Consider the following 25167-nt stretch of genomic DNA (forward strand, 5'->3'; position numbering starts at 1 on the left):
GGACTCAATTTCATACCTGGACCGTACGAAGAGGGCCCCACTTCAAAATGTGAATGGGAGAGACTCTTGATCGAAGAGATCCGAATCTTAGGGTATCGGAAGTACCGAGAACTTAGGATGCACCCCAACCCTGGGCTGAACGTTCTTGTCGGTGGCAATGAAAGCGGAAAATCAACCCTTCTCGAAGCAATTGGACTGGCGCTGACGCAGCGAGTAAACGGCCGGAGCGCTCAGGAAGAACTCAGTCCCCATTGGTTCAACGAGTCACTGGTCAATGAGTACTTCGCCCATCGTGCCGCTGGGATGCGGCCTGCGCCACCAGAAATATTCATTGAACTTTATCTGAAGGACGTCCCTGAGCTTCAAAAGCTAGCTGGTCCACACAATTTGATCTCCGAGAAGGACGGTGTCACTACGACCAGACCGGGTGTGCGGATCCATGTCCTGCCCAACCGGGAGTATGCCGCGGAGTTCGAAGCGTTTATGACAGCTCCAGACTTTTCCAAAACAAGACTACTGCCTGTCGAGTACTACAAAGTGGAGTGGCGTGATTTCGCTTGGAACATCCTGACTCATCGTCCGCGCGAGCTCACCTGCGCCCTCATAGATTCCCGAACAGTCCGGTCTACCTCGGGCATGGACTTCCACATGCGTCAAATTCTGAGTGACTATTTGGACTCCACCGAAAAAGCCCATGTATCTCTAGCATTCAGGGAAATGAAACGAGAGATGACGGCGGGACCCTTGGAACACGTCAATACCAAAATGGCTACGCTGGGAGGGGCACTCGATGATTCGCCGGTTAGGCTCGCGATGGACCAAACGTCACGAACGTCGTGGGAAACAACTATCGCGCCACACGTCGGAACCGTCCCATTCAGCATGTCAGGGCAAGGACAACAAGCGTCCGTAAAAATCGCTTTGGCGATGAAGCGAACGGGTGATGCCACTAATGTCGTGATGATCGAAGAGCCAGAAAACCATTTGTCCCATACCAGCCTTGCCAAACTTGTCGGGCGAATCAACGAGCTGTCGCAGGAGCATCAGCAAATTTTTATCACCACTCATAGTTCCTATGTGTTGAACCGGATGGGCCTGGATACCCTGATCCTGCTCTCCGACGGACGGCAAGCCAATTTCGGTCAGCTGTCTGCTGGCACCACTGCTTATTTCAAAAAACTGCCGGGATACGACACGCTTCGCATGGTCCTTGCCGAAAAGATCGTACTCGTAGAAGGCCCCTCTGACGAGATTGTCTTTGAACGATTTTATCGAGATCTCCACGAAGGGCGTTCGCCAATGCAGGACGGTATTGACGTGATCAGTATGCGGGGATTGGCGCTACAGAGATGCTTGGAACTCACCTCGGCCCTTGACAAACGCGTCGCTGCCACAAGAGATAATGACAACGAGGAAATCGGAGACTTACGTGACCCCATCGGTGAGTTCCTAGATGGGGGAAAGCGAGAAGTTTTCATCGGGGATAAGTCTTTGGGCGCAACCCTAGAACCCCAAATTGTTGCCCACAATAGTGAAGAATCGGTACGAAAAATATTGGGAATTCGCCGTGACGCAACGCTGAGCACGTGGATGGAGCGCGAAAAAACCGAAGGAGCAATGCGCATCGCCGAGGCTGATTCCACGCTCAATCCACCAAAGTACATGAAAGCCGCAGCGGAATTCTTCGATGTCAAACAGCAATAATCACTTGACTCTCGCTGTCGCAGGATCACGAAAAACTCAAGGAATCGTCGACAACTGCGAAGCGGCACCGCATGGAACGAAAATCCTGGTGTTGACTTTCACGACCGCCAATCAGGCACAGATCGTGAGCCGACTGCGGTCGGTAATGGGGGATACTTCTGAAGTGGAGGTCTTGGGCTGGTTTACCTTTCTCCTCAGACATTGGGCGCGCCCTTTCATTCCATACATGTTTTTAGGAAAGCATGTTGAGGGATTCAACTACGAAGGTAGGCCAACCCAATACGCTTCAGGCTACACACGATATTTTGATTCTTCAGGCGCCGCCTATGGCTGTGAACTTGCGAAACTGGCAACGGAAATAGAAGACGTTAGTGAAGGAGCTCTCATGCATCGGCTCGAATGCATGTATGACCGCATCTACGTTGATGAAGTACAAGATCTCAGCGGTCATGATTGGGAGATTATCGACAAGCTTTTGGACAGCAAGATTGAAATCCATATGGTCGGTGATATTCGCCAGGCAATAATTTCTACAAATCCTAGAACACCGAAGAACAAGCAATTCAGACGAGCCAATATTCTCCCCTGGTTCCAACAACGAGAAAGGGCGGGACGTCTCAAGATCACGCAAAACCACGAAACATGGCGTTGCCATCCCGATGTCGCGGCTTTTGCGGACAAGATCTTTGGCCCTGAGTGGGAATTTCCGGCCACGATCTCATTGAATACCACGACTAGCGATCATGATGGCATGTTCATTGTGGCACCCGCGGACGTTGATGCGTACGTGGCAAGGTTTAAGCCATTGTGCCTTCGAATATCCAGGGCCTCGGGCAAGGGATACGACCTCGACTTCATGAATTTTGGGGTCTCCAAGGGCTTGACGCGGGAGCGCATCTTAATCGTGCCAACCGGACCGATCAAGGCCTTCATGAAAACAGGCAAAACGCTTGAGGACGGACAGGCGGCACCGTTCTACGTTGCCGTGACCAGAGCCCAACAAAGTGTCGCAATCGTCTACAGCGGAAAAGACAGCCATCTGTTGCCACATTGGCGTCACCACAACTCGTTGATGCCAAAATTGGCTGTAACGCCTCGAATTGGACCACAAGAAGCACTTCCATTTGCAGATTTTGATTGGACGACCGGCACCCACCGCACTGAACCTGATATTTCGACTCGATGATTACCCTGGAGGATGTACCGCGGAACGTCTCACCCGTGACGTAGGCAAAACTACTACAGCAGCGCGGCCCGAATCCGCGAACCGGCGTGCAACAATATCCCCATGACAGCCCGACTATACGACCTCTCTTCCTCATGGACGTTCCCAAACAGTAAACAAGAAGTCTGGGACGTCATTGCCGATCCAAATATGGCTTGGCCGGATTGGTGGCCAGGCTGCACGTTAGCAAAACCGCTGGAAAGGTCACCCCACACTGGCGCGTCGGCCGCAGATACCCTTCTCGCAACGACCGCCACCCTGAACTTCAAGGCGTCACTCGGCTACACACTGTCCGTCTCTTACCACCCCACCCTCGTCGACCGCCCAAATGAAATCACTTTCGATGCCGGTGGCGACTTGGAAGGCGAAGGCCGTGTCATCCTCTCATCGATCAACAGCGGCCAAACGCAAATGGACATTGAATGGCGTGTGCGGCCAACAAGCCGCTGGATGGCAATCCTCAGCCCGATAGCAAGTCCGGCTTTCACCTACGCCCATGCTGCCCTGATGCGGCGCGGCGAGGATGGCCTCAAAGACTACTTAGCACGCCGGGACGCCAAGGAATAGTCAGCAATGTCGGAAATAGCTATGGTCACCCGCAGAGGACAGACTTAGCATGGATTACACGGCGAATCACCGCAACCGCTGAAGCAAGCCGATGGGGCCCAGCCATGAAAGTCCGCCAGCACCACCAAAAGAGCTACCTCACCACGGTTTGCAATCTGGCCGCAGAGCAGGCCGGCGGCAGGGCAACGGCCACGTCGTGAATGACCGGAAGATCCGCCACGAAGCCCGAGACGCCAACCGTCAGCTCGAACTGGGTGATCGACCTGACCTTCACAGCATCCAGGCCTGGCTCGAAGCAAAAACCGGCCGGCCCATCACCATCATGGAATTACCCGCCATGCGTGGGGATGACCTCTGCGGAATGTACGTTTCGTACAAGGATTTTGACGTCGTCGTGCATTCTCCTCCACGCTCAGCCTGGCAGCGGCAACAAATCATCCTGCACGAGTTTTCCCATATGATCCTGAACCATCAGCTCACCGCCACGTCCCTAGAACTTGCACGCCTCCCTGGGTTCCCAGAAACTCCGTTGAAAGTACTCGGCCGAACCAGTTTCGACGACGATGACGAAGCCACGGCAGAATACTTGGCCGACCTCCTGACCGCACGTATCCACGCCCGCGATCAGGATCCTCCCGATGACCAATCGGGCTTCAAAAAGGTCTTTGGATAATGGAATACGTGCCGGCCGCAATTTTGTGGCTGCTCACCTTCATCAGGATTCCCACGGCTACAGATACGGAACGGGCCTCCGTCCTGCGCGCCACATTCTTCGCCGCCCTCGCCTGCACCCTATTCATTCCCGCCGTCTACAACACAGTAGATCCCCTCCTCGGCGGGCACAACCACGTCGGTCTACTTCTGGTCCTGACAATCATTGTCGGCTTCTGGCAATTCCATACCGCCACGATCCTTGCCGTCTTTACCGATCAAGCACGACGGCGCCACCACCTCGTGCTTGGACGGCTGGGTTCCGCCGTGGCCAGCACCTGCGTCATCGTCGGCTTCTTCGCCAGTCGCGTGGAGGAGACCAACCAAAACTTACCCATCGCATACGGCGACCAGCCAGGCATGCAACTATTCCTCTGGGTAGGATCGGCATTCATCATCTGGGTCTGCGCCGACATCGCACTAAACTGCCTGAGATTCCTGCCCAAAATGCTGGGCAAATCTGTCAAGTCCGGAGTCATCTGCTTCGCGGCCGGATGTACTCTGATGGCCTTGGCACTGGGCAACCGACTCGCGCTGGGGCTCATCGAAGAATCGCCCACCCATACCAGCCCCTTCATTGGTGGACTCAACTGGTCCTTTACAGTTCTCGAAAGTTTGGCCGTGCTCTTGGTCAGTGTCGGCCTGATGCTGCCCCGCTTGCGCGAATCCACACGCAATCTGCAACGTAACCTCCGATCCCGCTGGCTCATGGTGCTCTTGACTCCGGTCTGGCGCCGAAGCAGTACCGAACGAAAATACCTCCTCCGAAACCGCTGGACGCCACTCCTTGACCCAGTCGCTGGCCACACCACGGCCCACCTTCACCGTCGTGTCATCGAGATCCGCGATTGTCAGCTGCGCGGCATGAGCCTGCTCCCCCGCGACCGCATCCTCGTCAACCAAGCCGAGCAACTCCTCCAAGGACATTAGATCTGCAGCAAAGCGCGGTCATGGAGTTTTCACCCCCGCGAACCATGAAGGTGTGTAACTGGCATCTGCCGGCGGCACCTGCACGCGGAGGCATCATGGAAAAGCTCAGCATCAAAACCCCGGACGACTTCATTGCCCTCATGGGCCACAGTCTGGGATTCTGGCCCACCGAAAGCCTGGTCTGCGTCATCCTGGATGACAAGCGGATCGGCGCCACGCTCAGGGTCAACCTTCCGGGCCCCCGCACAGACACCAAACATTTCATCGACCAGGTAGTGCATCATGTCGGCACAGACCATCAGGCCACCGGCGTCGTCTTCGGCATGTTCACCAACAAGGTCTGGTCCCCCAACGAATCGCGCCCACACGAGGGCGTAATGGAGGAACTGACGGGCCAGCTCAGCCAACGGGGAGTGATCGTCCGTGATGGCTGGCTAATTGGAGAAGCCACCTTCACCAACTACCTCCGCATGGGTACCGCCGACAGCACCAACTACCCACTGGACGGAGTGCTGTCCAGTGAGCTCAACGCAGAATTGGTCTTTCGCGGCTCCAGCATCGAGGCCTCCCCCGGGTTCCGCATCCCAGTGCTTGCTCGCCCGGCACTCAGCACCGAAATCATGCGGCATTGCTTCCGCATCGAAGCAATGAACCCACAAGCTGCCATCACCCGCGCGCGAATGCTCTGGAACACAATGCTCGACGGCGGCGGCGAACCTACCGACGACGAAGCCGCGGAACTCATCGCAAACCTCAAATTCATCAGCGTCCGAGATCGGCTCCTCGCCGACATCCCAGGCATCGACGACAGCATGCGCGACTTACTCTTGGGACAAACCAAACAGAGTCCACACTGGAACCGCGTCGACCGTGCCTCCGAACTGCTATTCCAGCTCTACATGCGCACAGACGGCACCGATGCCGCGCCCGTACTCACGAGTCTGGGCGTCATCCAATGGTGGGAAGGCCACGGCAGCAAAGCGCACGAGTGCTTTCAGCGTGCCCTCGAAGCAGACCCCGAATACCGACTCGCCCAACTCACCGACCACCTCGTCCGAGACGGCATCCTCTCCGACTGGGCCACCGACAAACAAACGGCCTACCAACCACCTCACGTCCGCGGACCAGAAATTGGTGGGCTGGGGATGGTGTAGAAAACTAACCGCCCAGCATGGAAAGTTATCCTGACTCTTCGGTGGTGTATTTGGCGATGAGATCAAGGTATGGACTAGGCAGCTGTTCTGGGTTCGGCGCCTCGTTCCCAGCGCTTTCCTCCGGCCCTGATCGAACCCTCAGTATGGGACCTACTTCATCGCAGGCGGCAGCTTCGGCTGTTACCAGTCGCAGGTAGTGAACGTCCGAGAATGCCATGGATTCCGAATCAGATGCCTCACTCGCGATCGCATGCCGTTCACTGAGAGTGCCAATGACCATGTCCATTTCCATGTCACGCAGTCGAGACGTGAGCCAAGCGGCGTCGACCAAGAGCATGTCCTGTCCATTCTGGTAATCCGGATAGTTAACTGCCCGCGCAATTACTTGCCCATCTGCTGACCATTCTGCCTTGTGTCCCACCCAACGAGCTGACCCAAGGAGAGCAGGACTCGGCGCGTAGCAGTCAACCGACTGGTCGATCGAACAGTCAAGATTTCCACCCTCCCACAAGTAATTTTCAACGGCGGGACGTGGTTGAATGCCCAGTTCTAGCAACTCTTCAGGAAAGTCGTAATCGTCGAAATCAGCTTCCACAGCGGCGACTATAGGTGCAGGCCAAGTCTCCCCTAAGTACTGCTGATGCGGACGGCTCGTGTCCGGCATCCAACGACCTGCTAGTCCTTCTCGTTTAATGAAATCAAACAGTGGTTTTCCTTGTGCAGTCGGAACAAGCCAAGAGAATTGAAGGAAGAAGACATCGCGTTCACGTTTGGATATTCCAATTCGTTTCGAGTTGTCGCGATCCCAGCTCGAGTGTCGCTGTATGGCGACCCATTCACGGCCTTCGGGATCGATACATGAAAACATGTCACGAACTTTGGGGAGGTCTGCTGTCATGGCCGTCCAGACATCGGGTGACGCCTCGCCGTCCATGTCCGGGGAATGCAGCGCTCCCCATACAGCTTGGCGATCTTCGGTGATCCGGCAAACTTGAGAGCCATCGGTTGTGGCGCTTGGGGGCAAGGTTGGGTCAAAGTCACGCCCATACCACACCCACGGCCCTTCGTACACGGGAGATTTAGCGCTCCAAGCGTTGCGTGCGGGATGAAAGTTATCGGCCAGCTTCGCAAGTAATTCACGGTGGGCTATCCACTGGTACTTTTTGCCAATTCGTTCTCCTTTGTGGCCCTCTCTCCCCCGTCTGAGGTCGTGGTGTTGTTCGAAGTCTTCAAACCTCTCCACTGTCCATCCGAGGGCAATGGCCCGATGGGCAATCCATCGACCAGCCCAGTCAGCCTCTACCTGTGCGAGTGGATTATTATGATTCTTTGATGGAGGCACGGGGCCAGACATTGGGTACCAGCTGAAGAAGCCTACGTCGCTCTTGACGACGTATTTATTGAAATCTCCCATCCAGTCAAGGCATGAGCTGAGTATCGAGTAGGCCCGCCATTCTGAATAGTTACCCTCATTATCTTGAACTACACCATGGGCAGCTTCGAGGACTTCTCGTGTCGGTGGTTCCTCAGGAGGCGTTGAATCGTAGGGAGGCGAGAAAATCGGCAGCGCAGCTTCTTCTAGCAGGCCTCGGTGGGCACACCACGTGGCGATGCCTCTAACTGAATCACGTGCAATTACGTCGATGGGGAGTCCTGATTGTTGCCAGTAAGACACTGCCTCCATGACTGCCCGCGCCCCGCTCTGGTCATTTTCTCCCCCTACCAGAACGGCTCCGTAAGCACAGGTGAGCACGCGCTCCTGTACATAAGGGTCATCGACCTCTCTTGCCATCCCAATCAGGACCGCAGCAATGCTCAAATGCGAAGACATCAGCATTGCGAGTGTTTTAGAAGCTCCATCCCTCAGGAATCTGTTGGAAGAGGTGAGAAGCCACATGAGTGCGACTGACGCGAGTCGCACTCCTTCGTCACCAGCCGCCGGCCCTAGTCGTTCTGCCCAGTTCGTCAGCCGCCGATACGCGTCCGAGTCCTGGTCGCATGAGAACGTACTGATGGACCAAGTTGCATCTCTATCTGCCATCAGCAACCCTGACAAATGGTTATGAAGCCAATCAGCGTTCCCAGGGTGCCCTTCTCTTGCGGCAAGAGAGAGGGCTAACTCAACCCCATCCTCTGCGTCTGCAGGATCCGAGGCGAAGCTCTTATGAAGCAATTCAAGGGCTCGTGGGCCGAAGGCAGAGGCGTCACGATCTTTAAGGCTCTCATGCATGGCCTCCGACAGCAGAAAATCACCCGTTTTGCTTGGCAGGAGATCGACAAGCTCAATTTCTTGGTTTTCCGGAAGCATGATGGCCAATGATCGCCATGACCAGGGCGCCGCGGCCACACGGCTAGCAATCAGCCCGGTATTCTCTGGCAATCGCAAGTCATCGTTCAAAGTCCTGCTCTGATGTTTCAACTCTTGCTCAACAGAAGCGAGGAGCCTACTGGCGAGGAGGTACTCCGAATAAGCTTGGAAGGGAAACCCAACAGTCTCTACTTCTCGGCTTAAAGGCAAGAGCTCGATTAGGCCTTCACTAGCGAGCTGCTGAAAGAGCGTATTGGGCCAAGTACGGCCAGGCAGGAGGTTATCTACCTCCTGCTCAACCTCTGCACGAGGAATGGGCCTTCCGTCATTTCGAAGGATGTAATCTGCAATCAGTGCGAGAGCGTCGGAAATAGTCTTGCTCGTTGGTGAAAGTCCAAGCTTCTTGGCAGCTTCCTTGCCAACTGCCTTGACAAACCGCTGAAACAAGTTGGATCTCGTCGGCGTCTCGAAGTCTGAATGTCGCTCTGTGGCCACGACCTTGCAGTACATGCGAAGAAATAGTGGACTGCTGAAAGCTGGGTCAAAAAGGTCCTTCGAAGGCATCGTGATGCCGAACATGTTGCAGTAGGCCTCCACCGCTGAAACCTCATGCCCGGTGAAGCCCGGGTGGCTGATTTTCAGTAGCGATTTTGGAGCGCCCACCACGTCTCGGTAGTCGGTCCGGTATGAAACTATGAGAGCCAGGTGGGGATATCTCTGAAACTGCGCTAGGAGGGCTGGTAATTCATTCCGCCACCGTTGGGGTGACTGTGATTCGTTGAGCGCATCGATGACGATGAGGGCACGGCAGTTGCGTGCTTCAGCCAATGAATCCAGCGCTTGTAAGAATACGTCGCTGGTGGCCCGCATTCCATCAAGAGTCTCAGCGATGGCGGGCCACCAGTTTCTATCGCTGAGTCTCTGTCCAAGAATCGCGAGAGCTGGTACTCCTCGTTTCAGGCATCCCTCGACGGCAGCGATGAGCGAGTGGGTCTTGCCTTGTCCGGCTGGGCCAACCAACGCGAACCGTTGACTCATCGTGGCTTCGGCCGCTCTACTAGTTGCGAAGGCCTGGAGTGCTACAAGCTCGGAGCCAGCTTTCTCTAAATTGCGGCGTTCATAGTCCGCCAAATGGGATGAAGCATGCTCAACGAAGTCCAGCAGCTCCAAGGCAATTGCCGCTATTCGGGCGAGGTCTGGAGTTACCGTTGGAACCGTGATGCCTAAACTGTCAAGCGACACTCTCCGGATCCGTTCGAGCTCCTCCACGAGTACAGAAACTTTTGCAGTGTTTTCACCCCACATTCCAGGGTCGCGTTTACAGGCTAGTCCGGCTCGTATGACGAGAGATTCTAGTTCACTGATAAAGATTGGGCCCTGCATAACAGCATCGATGCTGATGTTGACAGCTGTAGTGGTGTCAGCCTCCGGCGTGTAACGCTGGCCCGCAACTTCTTTTGCCTCGGCGAACCGTTGGCTGAGCCAGTCATCCGTAATGTCGAGCCCTCCGAACCAGTACTCCCGTCGGCCCGCATGCTCCCCAAGAGTTAGTTTTGAAGTGATGTCACCAGCACGAATGGTGCAGAACTCTATGTGCTCGGCACTTGGGAAGTCGGTTTTCCATCGAGCAACTGCGCTATCCCAACGGTCTTGATCGGTCGTCGCACTCGAAGTTCCGGAGTCCGTGAAGTCGTAAGGAACAACGAACGTCAGCCTCGTCAGTTGTGGGCGCTTGGCGCAAACTGCTTGGACAGATTCGCGCATGCCACCCAGAGCGTCTTGGAGGCTGACATGAAATTTGGCTTGAAATCCCTCTTGGTGTCCATCCGCGTAGATCTCGTACCACTCGACACCTGCGTCCGGGGCACGCGTCTTACGAGTTTCGATGTGACCGTAGCTTACGGCAGGACGCAGTTGATAGACGAGCTCTTCCCAGGCGCGCGCTTGGCTTCCCTCATGCGCCCGAATCGATCGCAATTGAACTTCGGCCGAGCCAGGACTCATCGTTACGAACACCCCTCATACGCAATCATTGGAACTACCAAGCGTAACGTAGAGCCGTTGCTCAACAGTGTTGCCCAACAGTAGGGATCGAAACGAAATGTCCGCAGAAGCATCCAGCGGCGTCTTCGTACATATTGATGTACCGAATCTCAGCACATGCTGCGGCAACAGAACGACCGCTGCACAGTAAACAGCAGTCATGCCACAACTTGTCTCGCCATCCGCTATCCTGATGCGCCGCTGCCTCAAATCCTTACACTTCTGGCACCGAGTTGGACTGGCGTCACGTGCGAGTGACGTCTGGTCTTGCGGCTCACGAGCCGAACCATGATAGGCGATACGCTCATGCATGCCCCAGCTTGGACTCACATCTGTATCGACGCTTGGATATAGCTCAGGCGCGGCGCGCTCAGCTCTCATGCAGCTGGATAATTTCCCCCAAGGAATCTTGTCCACCATTGCAGAAAGGGCGTCCGAAGTACCTTTCCATCTCCCGGGACCTAACGAATACTGACTGACATGAGTGTGTTAAATACGTGGCCGTCGCCCAAATCGGAGATTCCGCATGGACATACGGTGGACGTCGCGCCTTCATTTTGAACGACCGGTTGAAAATCAGTCGCAACTCAATGCAGTTTGGTCATAGGAGACTGCCCGGAAGAATGGGAGCGCATGGATCAGCGCCAGCGGCACGGTTATAGCACCGTCACGCCTTGGTAAAGCTCTCCTGCCAGTACTCGCCTTGCACTCCAGCATTGGGAGCAGAGGTCAGGCCTCTAGATGGAATTCAACTCGGTACCTCATAAACCGGATGTCTCTGGCAATGGACAGTGCCCGACGGATTCTCAGGTCGTCTTCCTGGGCTATAACTACGCCCTCAACAGTCTGACCAGGTTCAAGCAGTGCTTCTTGAACAAACCCCATGTAGCGCTGGATCTGGCCAACTACAGCATCACTGGCCCTGCCCCGCTTCAGCTCAACTACCAGAAGCCGTGTGCGGTCTTTGCTGATCGCGAGTATGTCCATGGGTCCGGTGTCAGAGGGGTACTGTTGGCCGACCAGGTGGCCGTCTTCTTCGTAAATGTCGTATTCGCGGCCAAGGGCGGTGCTACGCCAGTTATGGACCAAAAAATCTTCAAGCTGCTTCTCCATCTGAAAAGCGAGCTGATCTTCGACTTGGGAGGAGATTGCTTGGGCGATTGGCTGAGTCTGGTCTGCCAACTGCGTGAGGGCGGCCAACTCTGCGACGTGCGCGGACAGTTGGAAGACCGTCATCAATGACCCTGCCGAGGAAGCCAGGACGGGGCTCATATCATCCTTGTTCAATGCCCCCTTCCATTCAACCCGACGCCGGTGTGGCAGTTCAGTGCCAGAATGAAATTCGTATCCCCCTGTGACGATCCCGAACTGGTACGTACGGCCCGGTTTAGGTGCAAGCACCATATCGCCTTCGCTGATGCCCTCACACGCTGCCCACAGGTTGCCCATGGCCAGCCCCGCAGCGATGCGCGACTTGTCCGGGTACATCTCCAAGTACACAGTGTTCATCGCCGCTCGGAAGGCCGCTGCTCCACTGCCAAGGTGAGGCTTAATGTCGTAGTCGCGGATGAAGCCAACACCCAGGTATCCAGCGTTGATCATCTCTTCGGCGTTTTTGCCACCCGAGCCCTGTCGGACCACCCATGCTGTCGTCATTACTCTCCCTACATTGTGGTCCCCAGACAGGCCGATCTTTCTTCTCGCCTCGAACCTACCCCACAGCGCCCACACAATTACCAGTCACAGTGGTGATCATCCTAGACGCAGTCCACTAGCTAGGACGACCGCCAGACCCAAGACAGAACCTGCCACCCAACCCTAGTGGATGGGTCTGAGGACATCTAACGGCAACTATTCAGGAATTGCCACGGAGTAAGGCACACATCAGGAATTCATCTATTTACGCACGGTCGTGTTCCTTTCGCTGCCTCGTCCCCGTGCTCGGCTTTTGTCTCCGAATCACCTGGCCGCTAACTCAAGTCATGCAACTTCGATGGGTATATGTCATGGACTGATGAATACCGCACAATTAAGGAGACCCCCAATGACCGATCAGCCAGCCAACTCAACAACCACCCAAGGCCTCGCTGAAGAGTGGTTGTCCCCCACGGAGATCTGCCGGGAGCTGCAGATCCCGCTGCCAACCTTTTACCAGTGGCGTTCGAAGGGAATCGGTCCCCATGCCTACAAGATCGGCAGGCACGTTCGCGTCAGCCGTTCGGACCTTGATGCATGGATCTCCCTCCAGTCCGAGACCTGACGGCTAAGGCTAGGAGCCCTTCAAATGAGCAGACAACCCCTCCCCCTCGGTGCTTGGGGATCCATTCACACCAAACGCTCATCGGCCAAGTCTTGGCTGGCGGAGACCCGCTACCGGGACATGGACGGAATAGTCCGGAGAGTGGAGGCGCGCGGTCCATCCGCTGCTGCCGCCCGCCGAGAATTGCAACAAAAGCTTGCCAACCGCAAGACCCCACGATTCGGTTTGGTCACCAGTACCGACAAGATTGACCGCCTCATTGAGATATTTCGCGTTGATCTGGAGGCATCCGACAGGGCAGCGCGTACCAAAGACAAATACGCCTACATGGTAAAGAAACACATCTCCCCCAGGATTGGCTCGGTCAGAGTAGGTGAGGCGACCTCAGGCCTGATTGATCATTTCATTCGCTCGATTGTCGAGGATTCGGGGCCGTCCACCGCAAGGACTTGCGGCGCCGTGCTCTCTTGGATGTTCAAAGTTGCCCTCCGCCACGACGCCGTGATCGTCAACCCAGTCCTCGGGGTGCAAATCCCCCGGCTTCGTACGAAGAAACCTCAAGCCCTAGACGCAGGGGAATATCAGGACCTGCGGAAGAAGCTCATTGCTTGGGAAAGATCTTCGACGCTCGGTCGGCCGCGTTCACAGGAACTCCACGAAATAGCGGACGGTCTGGTCGCATTGGGAGTCCGGCCAGGGGAGCTGTTCTCACTGCTATGGGAAGACCTTGATATGGAAGCCAACCCGCCCACCATCTTCATCCACACCACGGTCATCCGAACCACCGCTGGCGGAGTGAGAATCCAAGACCATCCGAAAACTAGACATGGCATCCGCCAACTCACCGTCCCCGACTTCCTGGTCCAGCAACTTCGCGAACGCCACATACGCCAAACTAGATCCGCGATGCCCAACTCACTGGGCCTCATCTACCCATCTTCCACCGGCACTGTGATGGATGCGAACAACGTCGGCAAGATCTGGCGGCTAGCTTCGGACGCGATTGGCTACGACTGGGTGACACTGAAGACCTTCAGAAAAACCAACGCGACCATCATCGCCAGAACCATGGGGCCTGAGGCTGCCGCCTACCAGGCCGGCCATTCAAAGGTGTCCATGACTCAGGAGCACTACATTGAAGAACGCCGCGGGGCTTTAGACACCAGGGCGATCGTTGACGCCTTCAGCCCGCCACGCAAGACACTACCCACGCATGAACAGTCCCTAGCAAGGGACTGAGCGCCTCCACCCAAGGAGCCACAGCTGGGAAGTCGGCAGCACCAAGTGCTCCGCCGGAGGCTGACAAGTCCCCACTTTCGGAGGATCATGAGCCTTATGAAGACCCTCCAAAAACAGCGGAACCTAGCGGCAAATAACCAAAGTGGAGAGTTAATCTGGAGAGTTTGTGGAGAGTTAAGGACGAATGGCCCCTTTTGGGGCCATTCTCACTTCCAAAATCCCTGTAAATCCGGACTTTTTGGGCCCCCTATCAGATTCGAACTGATGACCCCCGCTTGCTGATCAGGGGTCAATACAAACCTGCCAATAGGCCATTTTAGCCTTTTCCTGCATGGCGCACTTGCAACAATGCAAGCTACTAAATAGCCGTCGTTGTGTCTTCAAAAGTATGAGTTTTGTATGACGTGGTGGGAACTCCCGGCTGACTGCTGCACGACCTCGAGCATGGCCAAGGAAGCGACACCTTGCGCTTTTCATTTTACTCTTGGTTTATCCGAGCTGGCCTCAATGCTCGGGAGGGTCTCGCAACTCATGGGATTCGAGACACTTAGATTATGAGACACCTCAAGGCCATTTTTGCTCCATCCGAGCGGCAATTGGCTAAGGGGTGAGACTTTGCTGTTCAAATCCGCAGGCAAGACTCACGGCGGCCTGATTCACCGGCGATAGGCGCCCGTAAGGGGAACCTCTATCTATCGGGCACCGTGGACTATGCGGGACGCGCTATTGTAGCGAGGGCTCCGGTGACTTCATATTCACCGAGGCGACCTCTTGTCAACATAGCAACCACTGCAGCGGCCAAGATGACGCCAAGTCCCCACCAGTTCGTAGTTTCGACGAGCGATCCGGAAAATGCGACCACCAGGACGCCGAGGGAGCCATTGGTGGATGACTGGGCCAAGACCACAGCAAGGGTACCGGCGCTGCCATTGCGCGCCTGAGCCATGATCATTGAAAGCCCAATGACAACAACCACGTACAACAGAACCCAGGCAATAGTGCTGCGGGGTGTATCCCACGTTTGAGTCAAGAACAGGGCCGCATGCCATGCGTCGCAAATGATCGTGTATCGGGCATGTGTGCACATCGCCGCCTCGAACGTCGAGGCCCGAGCAGGCGTCCTGACCACTGGTTGGCGGCCACCAATTTCAGCAGCAACTGAGTGAGTTGCTGGCTTTCGTCGGGCGTAAAGCCTGATTCAGACGGGTCTAAGTCAGCTTGCGAGGTGGTCGTCAGAATCCGCCGCAGCGTCGGTGGGAACAGAGAGCCGGATGTGGTTGGCGATCTGTTGCAGGGTCGAACCGCCAGCGAGGAGACTTCGCACCAGGTCTTCGTAGCGACTGTCCGAGATCGCATACCGAAGCCCGATTACTCGCTCGTTGAAGCGGTTGAGCCTGCATTTCTCGATCGTCCATTTCCCCTTATCTGTGAACGAAGCGTACGTGAGATGGTCACGCAGGATGTGATCGGTCCACTCGTCAAAGTGCGGATGGACGACAAGAAATGCATCCGACGTCGATGGATATGCGGTGACCGAGGGATCTACGAGAGTTTCTTTGTTGCTCTTACTTCCGTTGCATTCTTTGCAGGCGACTCCGAGGTTCACCTGCGTGAACAAGAACTCCGGGCGCCGCTTCTTCGGCACAACGTGTTCGGCATCCCAATCGAGCCCGTGCGTTGCCGGGTCTGGGATCCCGCAGTAGCAACAAAGATGCTGTTGCTCTTTGATGTAGTGCGTCTTGATCTCCAGGCGGACGGGGGTCACCTCTGGATCACTCCAATAGGTTGGGACCTTGTCTGAGTCCGCGTCGTACCGCGCCACGAGTGCGGCGGATGTTTCGCAGTACACGATTGGGTTCAAGATCACGAGACGGTCTTCTCCGCGAGTTGAGTTCGGATGCGGACAAGGCTGTCGATGAGTTCGCCAGCCGGATCGTCCGAGGGCAGTTCGGGTCGGGCTGCTTGCAGTGCCGCCATTTCTTGGTCGTACTTGGCCAGGGCGAGTTCGCCGTCCTCGGCACCCCGCAACGCCGCTACTAGGAGGTCTCGGAGGTGCAGACTATTTTTCGTTACGACCCCAAGAATGCTGAAAAGCACTTCATCGACCGATCGACCGGACGAGGGTTCGCTCGTAGCTGCGGCCGGCCTTTCAAGATTGACAATATTTGTCAGCTCATGACTCGCGCCAGCCACGAGTGTTGGAGAGTGCGTCGCGATTATGAAATGGCAGCCACCAAAATCTGAGAATGCTTCCGTTAGTCGACCGAGGTACTCAGATTGCCATTGAGGATGGAGGCTGATCTCAGGCTCGTCGATGAGAATCAGGCTGCCATCCTCGATCGATGAAGCGATGCCGAGTAGCGTTACGACCAAGGAAAGTTCGCCGGAGCTGGCGTCGGTGATCTCAACGCGAAGACCTGAAGTTTCTCGCCACAAAGTCACCTCCGTCATCTGGATGATTCCTGCGCGCGTGAGCTGCCTCGCCATTCTCAGCTGGTCTTCGCCCCCGGAGTTCAGCTGCCTATAGTCGGCCACCAATCGCACTTCGCGACCATTACTGAACCCCAGCAATAAGTCAACAGATGCTGCGAGTTCCCGAGCAACCCGCGCGCCCTCAAAGAAATATTTCGGGATAGCGGCTCGGGCCGCACCGATCCCTCGACTTTTCGCATTCTCAAGATACCGCTCGACCGCACGCGTCGAATCGGTCCCGGATTCCTTCGCGAGGTCCTTTCCGCGAATCGTCCAGGTGTAGGTGACCTCCACGGTTGGTCTGTAGCCGAGATATCGGAAGACGTCAGCGACGCGTTGGCGACGGTATTGGTTCTCGTCGCTGACGTCGAACAGTTGCTCTAGTGCCCTGAAGATGCCTGCACGTGCGGACACACGCCCTCGCCCATCTTTCAAACCCAGGTATCGATAGCTCGACTCGGTTAAGTTGGGATCAAGAAATCGAGCCTCTCGAGGCAAGTGGAACTTGTCGAAAGCGCTTGCCGTCGCGGCGACCACAGCGCCCGGGCGCGGCAACTCCTCCGCCTCCACCTTCCTTCCATCGAGGTACGCAATAACTTTTGTCCCATCTATTCGGAAGGCGCACTCCCGCTCACCGAGTCGATACTCCACGACGATCGGCTGCCTGTTACGAATATGTCTGCCGTCTAGCGCATCGAAAGCCCCGGCGATCGCTGAAAGAAGGCGTGACTTCCCCGATCCGTTCCGACCCGTGACCAACGTTGTCCATGACCCTTTTCCTGCCAGCGGTGCGACGTCGACGTCGACCTCGACTTCCTCTTGATCCCACAACTCGGCGCGGAGTAGTCGAAAAGGTTGCGTTGAGGTCATTGGAGCTACTCCCTAGCGTGAAAAAGATCGGATCGAAACTAACCCTATGCGATCCGTGAGCTACTTAATCAGCTGCGCGCCCCACGCGCTGACTTACCGCGCTCCGAGGCTATCGCGGCCGCGACGGCGCGTGCTTCCGGACTCTCCTTGCGACCGATGGCGGATGCCCGCAAGCCGGTCCGCGACCGGAGCGTGCCGAAACGACTTCTGAAACTTTCGAAACAACGTTGTTTCGCGGGCGATTGATTCCCGTATACCCCGCGCGAGAAAATGCCCGGTAACCGCGTGCGAAATGCATCACCGTTTGCGTCTCGTATCCCTACGGATCTGAGACGTCTCGCTGGTTGGGTAGCCGTCGGTGTGGTAACTCAGCGACTTGGCCTGAGTTGGGCAAGCTTGTCTGCGCTTGGCAATTCTCCTGACTGTGTCTCAAAACTACTTACTCGGGCCAAGGTACCCTGAACCGTCCCGGAAACCATGGCGCCGTTTTGTGGGCGGAATGATTTCCGGGATGTTTCAGTTCTACCGATCATCTTTGATGAGGCTGGGTCTGTTAGCGGCCTAGACTCAGATACATGGCTACATATGAACCTGCCGACCTTGCTCGGGAGCTTGGCTACACCAACGAGTATCGCCCGGGGAAAATCGTCCGGGATTACCTCCGCAAGAAATACCCGGACCATCCGAAGTACCAGCGGTGGGTTCTGGATGAAACCCAGGCCGATGACGTACGAGCCAACGTAGCAAGTGCGCGAACCAAATGAGGCCATCACCGGACAGTGCGGCGGACAGGCTTGCGCCACCACCGACGTCGTAGGTGACTGCGGCTCTCAGAGCCCCCTATTTATGAGGGTCCGCACAAGTTCTGCCCCGACCTCGATTCGATCTTCGGTGTCAACATGGCGGTCGCCAAATTCACTCTGCGCAACAGTAAACACGCCATCATCACCGATGCCGAGCTCCAAGAGTGCGTCCCTAAAAACTCGCCCGTATTCGCCCTCCGTGGGCGCCGAAAGCCGGTATCCATCGGCTAAGCATTGAATTCCCGCGCCGCTGGCTCTGAACGTTAAGAACCGTGGGTTCGACTCGTAACCGAAGAACCAAGGGTCCTCGAGTTCTGTTGGCTCACCTAGTCGACGCCAAATCGACAAGAGGTAAGGGTCACGGTATCGACTGTTCATCTGGGTCCTGCCGCCTCGAAGATTGCAGAGAGAGTATCCCATTTTGCCACCTTCAGCGAAATAGATTCCTGACCCTCCTGACCGCATGTCCGAATATTTCACCATGTAGTAGCGCCAGTCAAATTCCGCCGTTGCTTCCCGCTCAGCCAACCATTCGCTCTGCATATCTCGCAAAGTCTCGCCCAAGATTGACGGGCGAAGCCCAATGTTGTCCAGAAAATCAGCAAGCACCCGACTTGTTGGCTCAAGTCCTTTCCGTGTCGCCCCGGTAAGGAGTACACGCCACACGTCCCGGTACGCCTTGTCGGGCGTTACAAATTGGAACGACCGCGTGTTTTGCGGGTCGCGGCCTCGCGCCCGCTCGTACTCACCGATGGTCAGCAAAGCGCCTGCCACGTCACTCCATAGCTCGTCCGACCGAATAACCTCGCGGAATGCTTCTGCGCGCCGTTCAAGTTTCGCCGCGTCGAGCTCGAACCCGTTCAGTGATCCTCGCAGGAGTTGGTGATCCTCCAATTCGTTCAACACTTTCTCTATTTCCGGACTAGCTGCGAGAAAAAGTTGTTTGGCTCGCTCGTCATCGATCTGAGGCAAGCTGAAGCCGTTGCCCGGCTCGGGCATGACGCCGTCAAGGATAAGGCGCTTTGTGTCTGCGATCAGGCGAGGCATTCGTAATGCGCGCATCTCGACCGTGGAGCCTTCGATGAGATTGCGAAGCACTCTCATGCGACGAGGAAAGTCCTCTGTGGTGTGGGTGGCGTGAAGCAGAACCGCCAGGAGGACCAGAGTCTGCCCAAAGGTGAACTGTCGACCGCCGCCACTGCGCAATCCGTAAGACTTGCAGCAGGATTCGAAGAGGTTGACATCGGTATCGCGAAAAAAGAGAGGAAGTTTGCTCTCACCTGCATTTGGCTCAGAACTCCGCCCAAACAGCTGATTGAAGGTCGCAGGAATGTCGCGATCCACCCAGGCGTCGAATGCGGAGAATAGGAACTCAAGGTGCTCGTCACTGCTCGGGTTCGCATCTCCGAATATGCGTTCGGCCCTTTTGACGAGCGGCAGCCCTGATGCCGACTGGAAGACGGGGTCGCTCCATTCACAGACTTCGGTGACGAACTCAAGGTATCGGAGAAATTCGTCATCGACGAGATCGTCTTCGCCCCGAAACTGCCAAAAGACGTCGATCCAATCGACGTCCACCTTTCGCGCGAAATCTGACGCACGCGGTGATGACTCTATTATCTTTTCAAAGTGAGCTTTGAAGTTTTCAAAGTCAGTGAGGGGTTTTCCACGCGAGTTCATCTTGATGTAGAGGTCCTCGGCCGAACCCATGTCGGGCAACGGGAGAAGATGGAACGACACGGCTGGCTCTTCAGTGTTCGCGAGGCGCTGCCACGCAATGACGGCGTCCACTTCAGCAAACTGCTGGTGGATCGCATCGAGCATCACGAGCATCGCCTGGATCGTGGGATCGTGACGCCAAACGAAAAGGTACCAGGACTGGTCGATGATCCACTGGGATATCTCCTTGACGTCGGAAGGCGGTACCGCAGCGACTAGACGTTCACAAAATCGTCGGGCGCTTTGCCTCGTGGCATAGGAGAAGCGAGTCCATGGTGCAGTGCTATCAAGTACTCCTGCACGCCCAGCGATGTACCAGTGGAGAAGGAAAAGAGTCGTAAGTCGCTGCTGTCCGTCGAGGGGTTGGAGCGTTCCATGGTCGATCTCACCGTAGATGAAGTCGAGGCTGACACGATGCGGGTTCGGCCCAGCGAGTGCGTCATGGAGTACGTCTAGGAACGTTTCGCGAATCTCATCCACTTTCATCCCTCGACGACCTTGAGCGTAGTCACGTTGAATGAGTGGGATTTCGATTTTTTGGACCAGATCTCCGGCCTCGACGTCCGTACTAAATGCGCTGATGAATGATTCGATCCGGCTCAATGGTTCCCTTTCAGTTTCAAGCGCCGTCGGCGGAATCGCCCAGCAAGTAGGGGCCGATCTCTCGCTCGATGGCTGTGAAATATGCCTCTCGATCCTGCATGCTCCAGTAGTGCACCTGCTGGGCACGCTCACCGGTATAGTACTTCAGGAACACGTTTCTCGTGCACACTGGAATGTATGATCCCTCGCGGTCTCGATTGAGAATTTCAAGTCTCTTGACCTCGAACCACGAGTTGCTGAGTGCGCTGTTGTCGCGGCTGTCGAGAAGGGCTAGATTCGCGATCGAGTGGACATCGCCCTCCGTGACGCCACCGCCCTCCGGAACAAAGTACTGACCCAGTTCAAGCTCAAGCTCGCGAAACTTTTCTTCGGTGAGGTCCGGCAGTGCGTCCTCGATGCGCTCCTCGAGGACCAGCCGGTCGGCCTGCTGTAAGTTCGGCAGGCTCGATAACGCATCACGGTGGAGCCGCAACCATTCGCGCCACTGCTGGACGGTCCGGAGCTCCTCTGCGTTTTGCGCGTGAATGTGTTCAAGGGACCACTGGCCGGCCGCATGCGCACGGAACGAGTATCGTTCGGTGGAGTTCGTTAGCTTCCGGACGGTCTCGACGTTCATAAGAAGCAGCGCAGCTGATAGCCGCTGCCGGTCATAAGTCAACTCATAGGACAGTTCGCGAAGGGTCTCCACGGATAACCGCAGTCGATTCCGGATCTGAATACTCAACTTTGTCTCGAATTCTGACTTCTTGGCGCCCTGGGCAAGATCCAGAATGTCCTCGAACCGGCTGTTCGTTGCTACAAGATACCCGATCTTGTGGAACAAATTTCGATCCTCGAACCAGCCGACAACAAGTGAGTGGAGATTCACCACCTTGTCCCAAAACTTGTCTGCATCGTCCATTATTTGTTCACGCAATGTTTCGAATGTGTGGAACGGCGGCCGTTCACGGCCCCTCGGACCGCCAGCTAGGGTGTCCAGCAGGAGGCTGATGTGGGTTGCCTCTGGTCGAGGGCTTCCGGTCAAGAAGGCCCACATCTCTGGGGCTCGCAAATCGCGCTCGATGACGTCCCACTCGGCAGCCATCGCTTGGGCACGATCGGTTTGAGCCACTAGATCTTGGCTGCGGGAAAGTACAAGCGCTTTGACCAATTCAGCATCCGCTAGCGGGATCTTACCCACGTTGAGACGAGTAAAGAGATCTGTCGAGCTAACGTAGTCGGGAGCTTCGTACCAGATCACCTTCACCCGTTCAGAGAGTGCTTTGTAAAGGTTGATGGCAGCCAGCGTCCTACCGGCACCCTGCCCATCGAACCATTCCTCGACACATTTCCAGGCCTGGAAGATGTGGAAAAAGTCGATGTTCTTCGCCGCGCCCTCGGCACTTGGCCCTCGAAGGAACTCGGCGCTTCGGAGCCGAGTTTCATATTCAAGCGTGTACGGTACTTCGGCGGATGGCAGAGCAGTCTGCTTAATGAATTGGAGGATAAGGAAGAGGGTCGTGAGTCGCTGCTGCCCATCTACTAGCTCCCATCGGTCCTCCCCTAGTCGCTTGACCACGATCGGCTGGAGGTAATAGGTCGCCCCCTCGCTCGCCTGAATGTCTTCGAGTAGACGTTGAACTTCCGGTCGGCCCCAGCGGTAACCTCGCTGATAGCTAGGAACTACGAAATCGCCCGAAATGAGGCCAACGACGCGGCCCTCGAATGCCCCTTTGAGAGCCGAAGTCTGTGACATGTCCTCATACTATCGGCCATGCCGAAATTCTTGGCGAATTGTGAGATCAGACCTTCGGGTTTACGAGACACAACGACAAGACGGTGGATATTACCTAGTTGCCGGGAAAGATCTGATTGTCCCAATCGCCGCAAATGATTGCTGTCCTGGGGCTAGTGGTAGTTTCGTTGTCACCAGGGTCCTAGTGATGATCTGCAACCGTACTTGGGCTGCTTTCGATAGGCCACCCCAAGCGTTCTTTGGCCGTTTGCGTCACAACTTGCGACGTACAAAGTTGACGAGATTCATCGTTTCCGTTCAGGATAATGTCTTTGGAAAAGTCAAGTAGCTCTGGCCGCACACACGCATCGGTTCTACGATGAAATGGAGCCTCTTTCCCAGGTCCGCGAGCGGCACATAGATATTAGATACAGCGACAGGAGGTCCCCCAATGCGCACGAACCCATCCCTTACCTCGTCCGCCCGCCGCCAAACAGAAGCGGCCCCCGAGAGATGGGAAGCCACCTACCGCCAGATGGTCCTCTTCGATCTTGCCGCCGACATCGAGCTCGGCTTCTTCCTCGCCTACTACCGCAACTTCGCCGTCCCCAGCATTGCTGCAACATTGCAACGTAACGGCGAAATCACCCAACGCCCCATTAAGCGCTCATACGACACGGCCATCGTGACCTACGAGCTTATCTGCAACGGACTGAACAGCGACCGCGGCCGCTACATGATCCGCCTGCTCAACCACGTCCACCGCCACGTCCCCGGCAACAACGACGATTTCCTCTATGTCCTACTCACCCTCCTTGTCGTCCCCATCCGCTGGGCCCGCGCATACGGTTGGCGAGCTCCAACGTCCTCGGAGGAATCGGCAGCAACACGTTTCTACCAAGAACTCGGCGCCCGCATGAACATAGGAACCATCCCCTCGACATTCGCCGAGGCGGAACAGTTCTTCGACGACTACGAGCGCACGAACATCGCGCACTCCCCCGGTGGTGCCGAGCTGATGGCCAGCACCGTCCAAATCCTCAAATCTAGACTGCCCGCGCCCTCCCGGCCACTTGCCAAGACCATGCTCACGGCAATGTTCGACGACGACCGCCTCACCGACGCACTCGGCCTACCCCGCACCACACAGCTGAGCAAAGCAACACTCAACGCCGTGTTGACGGCACGCAACGCAATCCAGCGCCGGCGCCCGCTAGCAACGCAGCCACATTTCATCCCAGGCGAGGCAGGCTCCAGCCTCTACCCCAACGGCTACCGCCTCGATGACATCGGCCCGGAAAACATCATGACCCCAGCCAGCGAGCCGAATCATGAGCCATCGTGACGCCCGCCGCGCCGCCGCCCGCGCCAACAAGGCCCTAATTCTTGATGGCGAAGCCTCCCTGGAATCGATCCAGAAGGCCGTCGAGGCGTTGCGGGGCATCACCATCGTCATCTCGGCATTGGACATCGAGCAGCACGATCTGTCTGCTCTGACTGCCGACTACGACGACAACTTGAAGGTAATCTACTACGCGCCGCAACTGTCCCTATGGCACCGACAGCACAGCATCCTCCACGAAATCAGCCACTTGCTTCTGGGACACGAGCACACTGCGCCGGGCATCAATATCGGCGAATTCAGCAGATCCTTCCCCAACCAACCGCGGAAACTCCTGGGCCGGAAGAGCTTCCCTGACGATGAAGAGAAAACTGCCGAAATTCTGGCCGATCTCCTCGCCGACCGTATCAGTGGCAACGGCCGGAAGGGCCCTGACGAACCCGGCGGACTCCAGGAAGCCTTCGGCTGATGCTCCTTGTGCCAGCGCTGACACTGTGGGCCATGGCCATTGTCCGGCTCTCGGCCGTCGTCGATCCCCGCCGCGCCCATCTATTCCGGGCCACGGTCTTTGCGGCAGCGGCCTGCACACTTCACATAGCCCCGGTCTACTACGCGGTGGATCCTGTGCTTGGCGGGCACAACACCGTCGGACTCGTCCTGCTGCTGTTTCTGTTGACCGGGTTTTGGCAGTTCCGCGCGGCTATTGTGCTGGCTGTCTCTGCTGACAATGTACGACGGCGGCACCGCCTTGCGCTGGGAAACGCAGCAATAGCGGTGGCCGGGACGGCAGTCACCGTCGGCTTCCTCGTAAGCCATACGGACCGCACCGACCAGAACTTGCCGATCACCTACGGTGACCAGTTCGGCATGCAGTTATTTCTCTGGAGCGGTTCCTTGTTCATCCTTTGGGTGTGCCTCGACATCATGCTTATCTTGCGCCGTCGCACCGCTTCCCTGCACGCATTGACTTTTCGCATGGGATTCCGCCTGATCAGCCTAGGGATCGCAGCATTTTGCCTCATGCTCGCGGATCGGCTACTTTCTGGGGTGGTCATGGCCGCGCACGACGGCAGCAACAGCACCCTACTCTTCTTGAACACGCTCAATGGCGTGACAGAGACGTCCGCCGTCGTGCTGGTTGGCATTGGCGTCGTCCTCCCGCGATTGCTCGGTCCTATCAAGCATCTTCAGCGAGATTTACAAGCCCGGTTGCTCTTGATCAAGATTCACATCACCTGGCGGCAGGTAACCGCCGGGACCCACGATGTCATCCTCAACCCCAACGAGATTTCACTGCTCGACTTCCTGGCAGTCAAGCCTGTGAGGCGGCTGCACCGCAGAGTGATCGAAGTGAGAGACTGTGAATTCAAGCGGCCAGAACACCCACTCGGAACTAAATCATTGGCGTTGGTCAGTCACATTGAAGATGCGCTGATCGGAGGCTGAACTCGGCTAACCGACGTCGTTTTAAATCCTCCGGCCCATGAACTGGTGACAGGAGCT

The 25167-nt window shown here is 56.3% G+C and carries 19 protein-coding genes; 12 read left to right on the plus strand and 7 right to left on the minus strand.

Going from position 1 to position 25167, the window contains the following annotated elements; all coding sequences use genetic code 11:
• Window positions 1-66: 66 nt before the first annotated feature.
• The 6 genes from QMG40_RS14385 (at window position 67) to QMG40_RS14410 (ending at window position 6291) form a co-directional block, all read left to right on the plus strand.
• On the plus strand, window positions 67-1704 hold the full coding sequence (locus QMG40_RS14385; RefSeq protein WP_283531788.1) for an ATP-dependent nuclease: 1638 nt from the start codon (window positions 67-69) through the stop codon (window positions 1702-1704).
• Entirely contained in the window at window positions 1688-2890 is a 1203-nt protein-coding gene (locus QMG40_RS14390) for a UvrD-helicase domain-containing protein (RefSeq protein ID WP_283531789.1), read from the plus strand. The genes QMG40_RS14385 and QMG40_RS14390 overlap by 17 nt, the downstream gene beginning before the upstream one ends.
• A 102-nt stretch (window positions 2891-2992) precedes the next feature.
• Complete coding sequence (locus QMG40_RS14395; protein ID WP_283531790.1) at window positions 2993-3496, plus strand: SRPBCC family protein; 504 nt, start codon at window positions 2993-2995, stop codon at window positions 3494-3496.
• A gap of 196 nt (window positions 3497-3692) precedes the next feature.
• Entirely contained in the window at window positions 3693-4169 is a 477-nt protein-coding gene (locus tag QMG40_RS14400; RefSeq protein WP_283531791.1) for a hypothetical protein, read from the plus strand.
• Window positions 4169-5137: a hypothetical protein gene (locus QMG40_RS14405; protein ID WP_283531792.1), complete on the plus strand. Its 969-nt coding sequence runs from the start codon at window positions 4169-4171 to the stop codon at window positions 5135-5137. The genes QMG40_RS14400 and QMG40_RS14405 overlap by 1 nt, the downstream gene beginning before the upstream one ends.
• Window positions 5138-5157: 20 nt before the next feature.
• On the plus strand, window positions 5158-6291 hold the full coding sequence (locus QMG40_RS14410; RefSeq protein WP_283531794.1) for a DUF4192 domain-containing protein: 1134 nt from the start codon (window positions 5158-5160) through the stop codon (window positions 6289-6291).
• A 25-nt stretch (window positions 6292-6316) separates the two neighbouring features.
• Here the strand turns inward: QMG40_RS14410 and QMG40_RS14415 are convergent, their stop codons facing one another.
• Entirely contained in the window at window positions 6317-10603 is a 4287-nt protein-coding gene (locus tag QMG40_RS14415; RefSeq protein WP_283531795.1) for an NACHT domain-containing protein, read from the minus strand.
• 768 nt (window positions 10604-11371) lie between these two features.
• Window positions 11372-12298 carry an endonuclease NucS domain-containing protein gene (locus QMG40_RS14420; protein WP_283531796.1) on the minus strand — a complete coding sequence of 309 codons (927 nt, stop codon included), beginning with the start codon at window positions 12296-12298 and terminating at the stop codon, window positions 11372-11374.
• A gap of 388 nt (window positions 12299-12686) precedes the next feature.
• Here QMG40_RS14420 and QMG40_RS14425 point away from each other — a divergent pair, with 388 nt between their 5' ends.
• Window positions 12687-12902: a helix-turn-helix domain-containing protein gene (locus QMG40_RS14425; protein WP_283531797.1), complete on the plus strand. Its 216-nt coding sequence runs from the start codon at window positions 12687-12689 to the stop codon at window positions 12900-12902.
• 24 nt (window positions 12903-12926) lie between these two features.
• On the plus strand, window positions 12927-14141 hold the full coding sequence (locus QMG40_RS14430) for a tyrosine-type recombinase/integrase (protein WP_283531798.1): 1215 nt from the start codon (window positions 12927-12929) through the stop codon (window positions 14139-14141).
• Between the two features lie 709 nt (window positions 14142-14850).
• Here the strand turns inward: QMG40_RS14430 and QMG40_RS14435 are convergent.
• From QMG40_RS14435 to QMG40_RS14445, 3 genes are all read right to left on the minus strand, one after another.
• Window positions 14851-15228 carry a hypothetical protein gene (locus tag QMG40_RS14435; protein ID WP_283531799.1) on the minus strand — a complete coding sequence of 126 codons (378 nt, stop codon included), beginning with the start codon at window positions 15226-15228 and terminating at the stop codon, window positions 14851-14853.
• Window positions 15229-15354: 126 nt separating this feature from the next.
• The gene (locus QMG40_RS14440) at window positions 15355-16008 is read right to left on the minus strand and encodes an HNH endonuclease (RefSeq protein WP_283531800.1); all 654 of its coding nucleotides are present in this window, start codon (window positions 16006-16008) and stop codon (window positions 15355-15357) included.
• A complete protein-coding gene (locus QMG40_RS14445) occupies window positions 16005-17483 on the minus strand; it encodes an AAA family ATPase (protein ID WP_283531801.1) in 1479 nt (492 codons plus the stop codon). Before QMG40_RS14445 ends, QMG40_RS14440 begins: the two co-directional genes overlap by 4 nt.
• A gap of 575 nt (window positions 17484-18058) precedes the next feature.
• Here QMG40_RS14445 and QMG40_RS14450 point away from each other — a divergent pair.
• Window positions 18059-18247: a hypothetical protein gene (locus tag QMG40_RS14450; protein WP_283531802.1), complete on the plus strand. Its 189-nt coding sequence runs from the start codon at window positions 18059-18061 to the stop codon at window positions 18245-18247.
• A 66-nt stretch (window positions 18248-18313) separates the two neighbouring features.
• Here QMG40_RS14450 and QMG40_RS14455 read toward each other — a convergent pair whose 3' ends face one another.
• Entirely contained in the window at window positions 18314-20608 is a 2295-nt protein-coding gene (locus QMG40_RS14455; RefSeq protein ID WP_283531803.1) for a DUF262 domain-containing protein, read from the minus strand.
• A 16-nt stretch (window positions 20609-20624) separates the two neighbouring features.
• The gene (locus tag QMG40_RS14460) at window positions 20625-22343 is read right to left on the minus strand and encodes a DUF262 domain-containing protein (RefSeq protein ID WP_283531804.1); all 1719 of its coding nucleotides are present in this window, start codon (window positions 22341-22343) and stop codon (window positions 20625-20627) included.
• A 430-nt stretch (window positions 22344-22773) separates the two neighbouring features.
• On the opposite strand from QMG40_RS14460, the gene QMG40_RS14465 reads away from it, so the two are divergent.
• The 3 genes from QMG40_RS14465 to QMG40_RS14475 are packed head-to-tail and all read left to right on the plus strand — an operon-like array spanning window position 22774 to window position 25110.
• Complete coding sequence (locus tag QMG40_RS14465; RefSeq protein ID WP_283531805.1) at window positions 22774-23667, plus strand: oxygenase MpaB family protein; 894 nt, start codon at window positions 22774-22776, stop codon at window positions 23665-23667.
• Window positions 23654-24133, plus strand: a complete 480-nt coding sequence (locus tag QMG40_RS14470) for an ImmA/IrrE family metallo-endopeptidase (RefSeq protein ID WP_283531806.1) — start codon at window positions 23654-23656, stop codon at window positions 24131-24133. The genes QMG40_RS14465 and QMG40_RS14470 overlap by 14 nt, the downstream gene beginning before the upstream one ends.
• On the plus strand, window positions 24133-25110 hold the full coding sequence (locus tag QMG40_RS14475; RefSeq protein ID WP_283531807.1) for a hypothetical protein: 978 nt from the start codon (window positions 24133-24135) through the stop codon (window positions 25108-25110). The genes QMG40_RS14470 and QMG40_RS14475 overlap by 1 nt, the downstream gene beginning before the upstream one ends.
• Window positions 25111-25167 lie beyond the last annotated feature (57 nt).

It is taken from the genome of Arthrobacter antibioticus (genome assembly GCF_030063205.1).
In the GTDB taxonomy this organism is placed as follows: Bacteria; Actinomycetota; Actinomycetes; order Actinomycetales; family Micrococcaceae; genus Specibacter.

Bases quoted from the DNA above. Each gene is read 5' to 3' on its own strand.
- QMG40_RS14390 (WP_283531789.1), top strand. From the start codon at position 1,688: ATGTCAAACAGCAATAATCACTTGACTCTCGCTGTCGCAGGATCACGA.
- QMG40_RS14395 (WP_283531790.1), top strand. From the start codon at position 2,993: ATGACAGCCCGACTATACGACCTCTCTTCCTCATGGACGTTCCCAAAC.
- QMG40_RS14405 (WP_283531792.1), top strand. From the start codon at position 4,169: ATGGAATACGTGCCGGCCGCAATTTTGTGGCTGCTCACCTTCATCAGG.
- QMG40_RS14410 (WP_283531794.1), top strand. From the start codon at position 5,158: ATGGAGTTTTCACCCCCGCGAACCATGAAGGTGTGTAACTGGCATCTG.
- QMG40_RS14415 (WP_283531795.1), bottom strand. From the start codon at position 10,603: ATGAGTCCTGGCTCGGCCGAAGTTCAATTGCGATCGATTCGGGCGCAT.
- QMG40_RS14420 (WP_283531796.1), bottom strand. From the start codon at position 12,298: ATGACGACAGCATGGGTGGTCCGACAGGGCTCGGGTGGCAAAAACGCC.
- QMG40_RS14425 (WP_283531797.1), top strand. From the start codon at position 12,687: ATGACCGATCAGCCAGCCAACTCAACAACCACCCAAGGCCTCGCTGAA.
- QMG40_RS14430 (WP_283531798.1), top strand. From the start codon at position 12,927: ATGAGCAGACAACCCCTCCCCCTCGGTGCTTGGGGATCCATTCACACC.
- QMG40_RS14435 (WP_283531799.1), bottom strand. From the start codon at position 15,228: ATGTGCACACATGCCCGATACACGATCATTTGCGACGCATGGCATGCG.
- QMG40_RS14445 (WP_283531801.1), bottom strand. From the start codon at position 17,483: ATGACCTCAACGCAACCTTTTCGACTACTCCGCGCCGAGTTGTGGGAT.
- QMG40_RS14450 (WP_283531802.1), top strand. From the start codon at position 18,059: ATGGCTACATATGAACCTGCCGACCTTGCTCGGGAGCTTGGCTACACC.
- QMG40_RS14460 (WP_283531804.1), bottom strand. From the start codon at position 22,343: ATGTCACAGACTTCGGCTCTCAAAGGGGCATTCGAGGGCCGCGTCGTT.
- QMG40_RS14465 (WP_283531805.1), top strand. From the start codon at position 22,774: ATGCGCACGAACCCATCCCTTACCTCGTCCGCCCGCCGCCAAACAGAA.
- QMG40_RS14470 (WP_283531806.1), top strand. From the start codon at position 23,654: ATGAGCCATCGTGACGCCCGCCGCGCCGCCGCCCGCGCCAACAAGGCC.
- QMG40_RS14475 (WP_283531807.1), top strand. From the start codon at position 24,133: ATGCTCCTTGTGCCAGCGCTGACACTGTGGGCCATGGCCATTGTCCGG.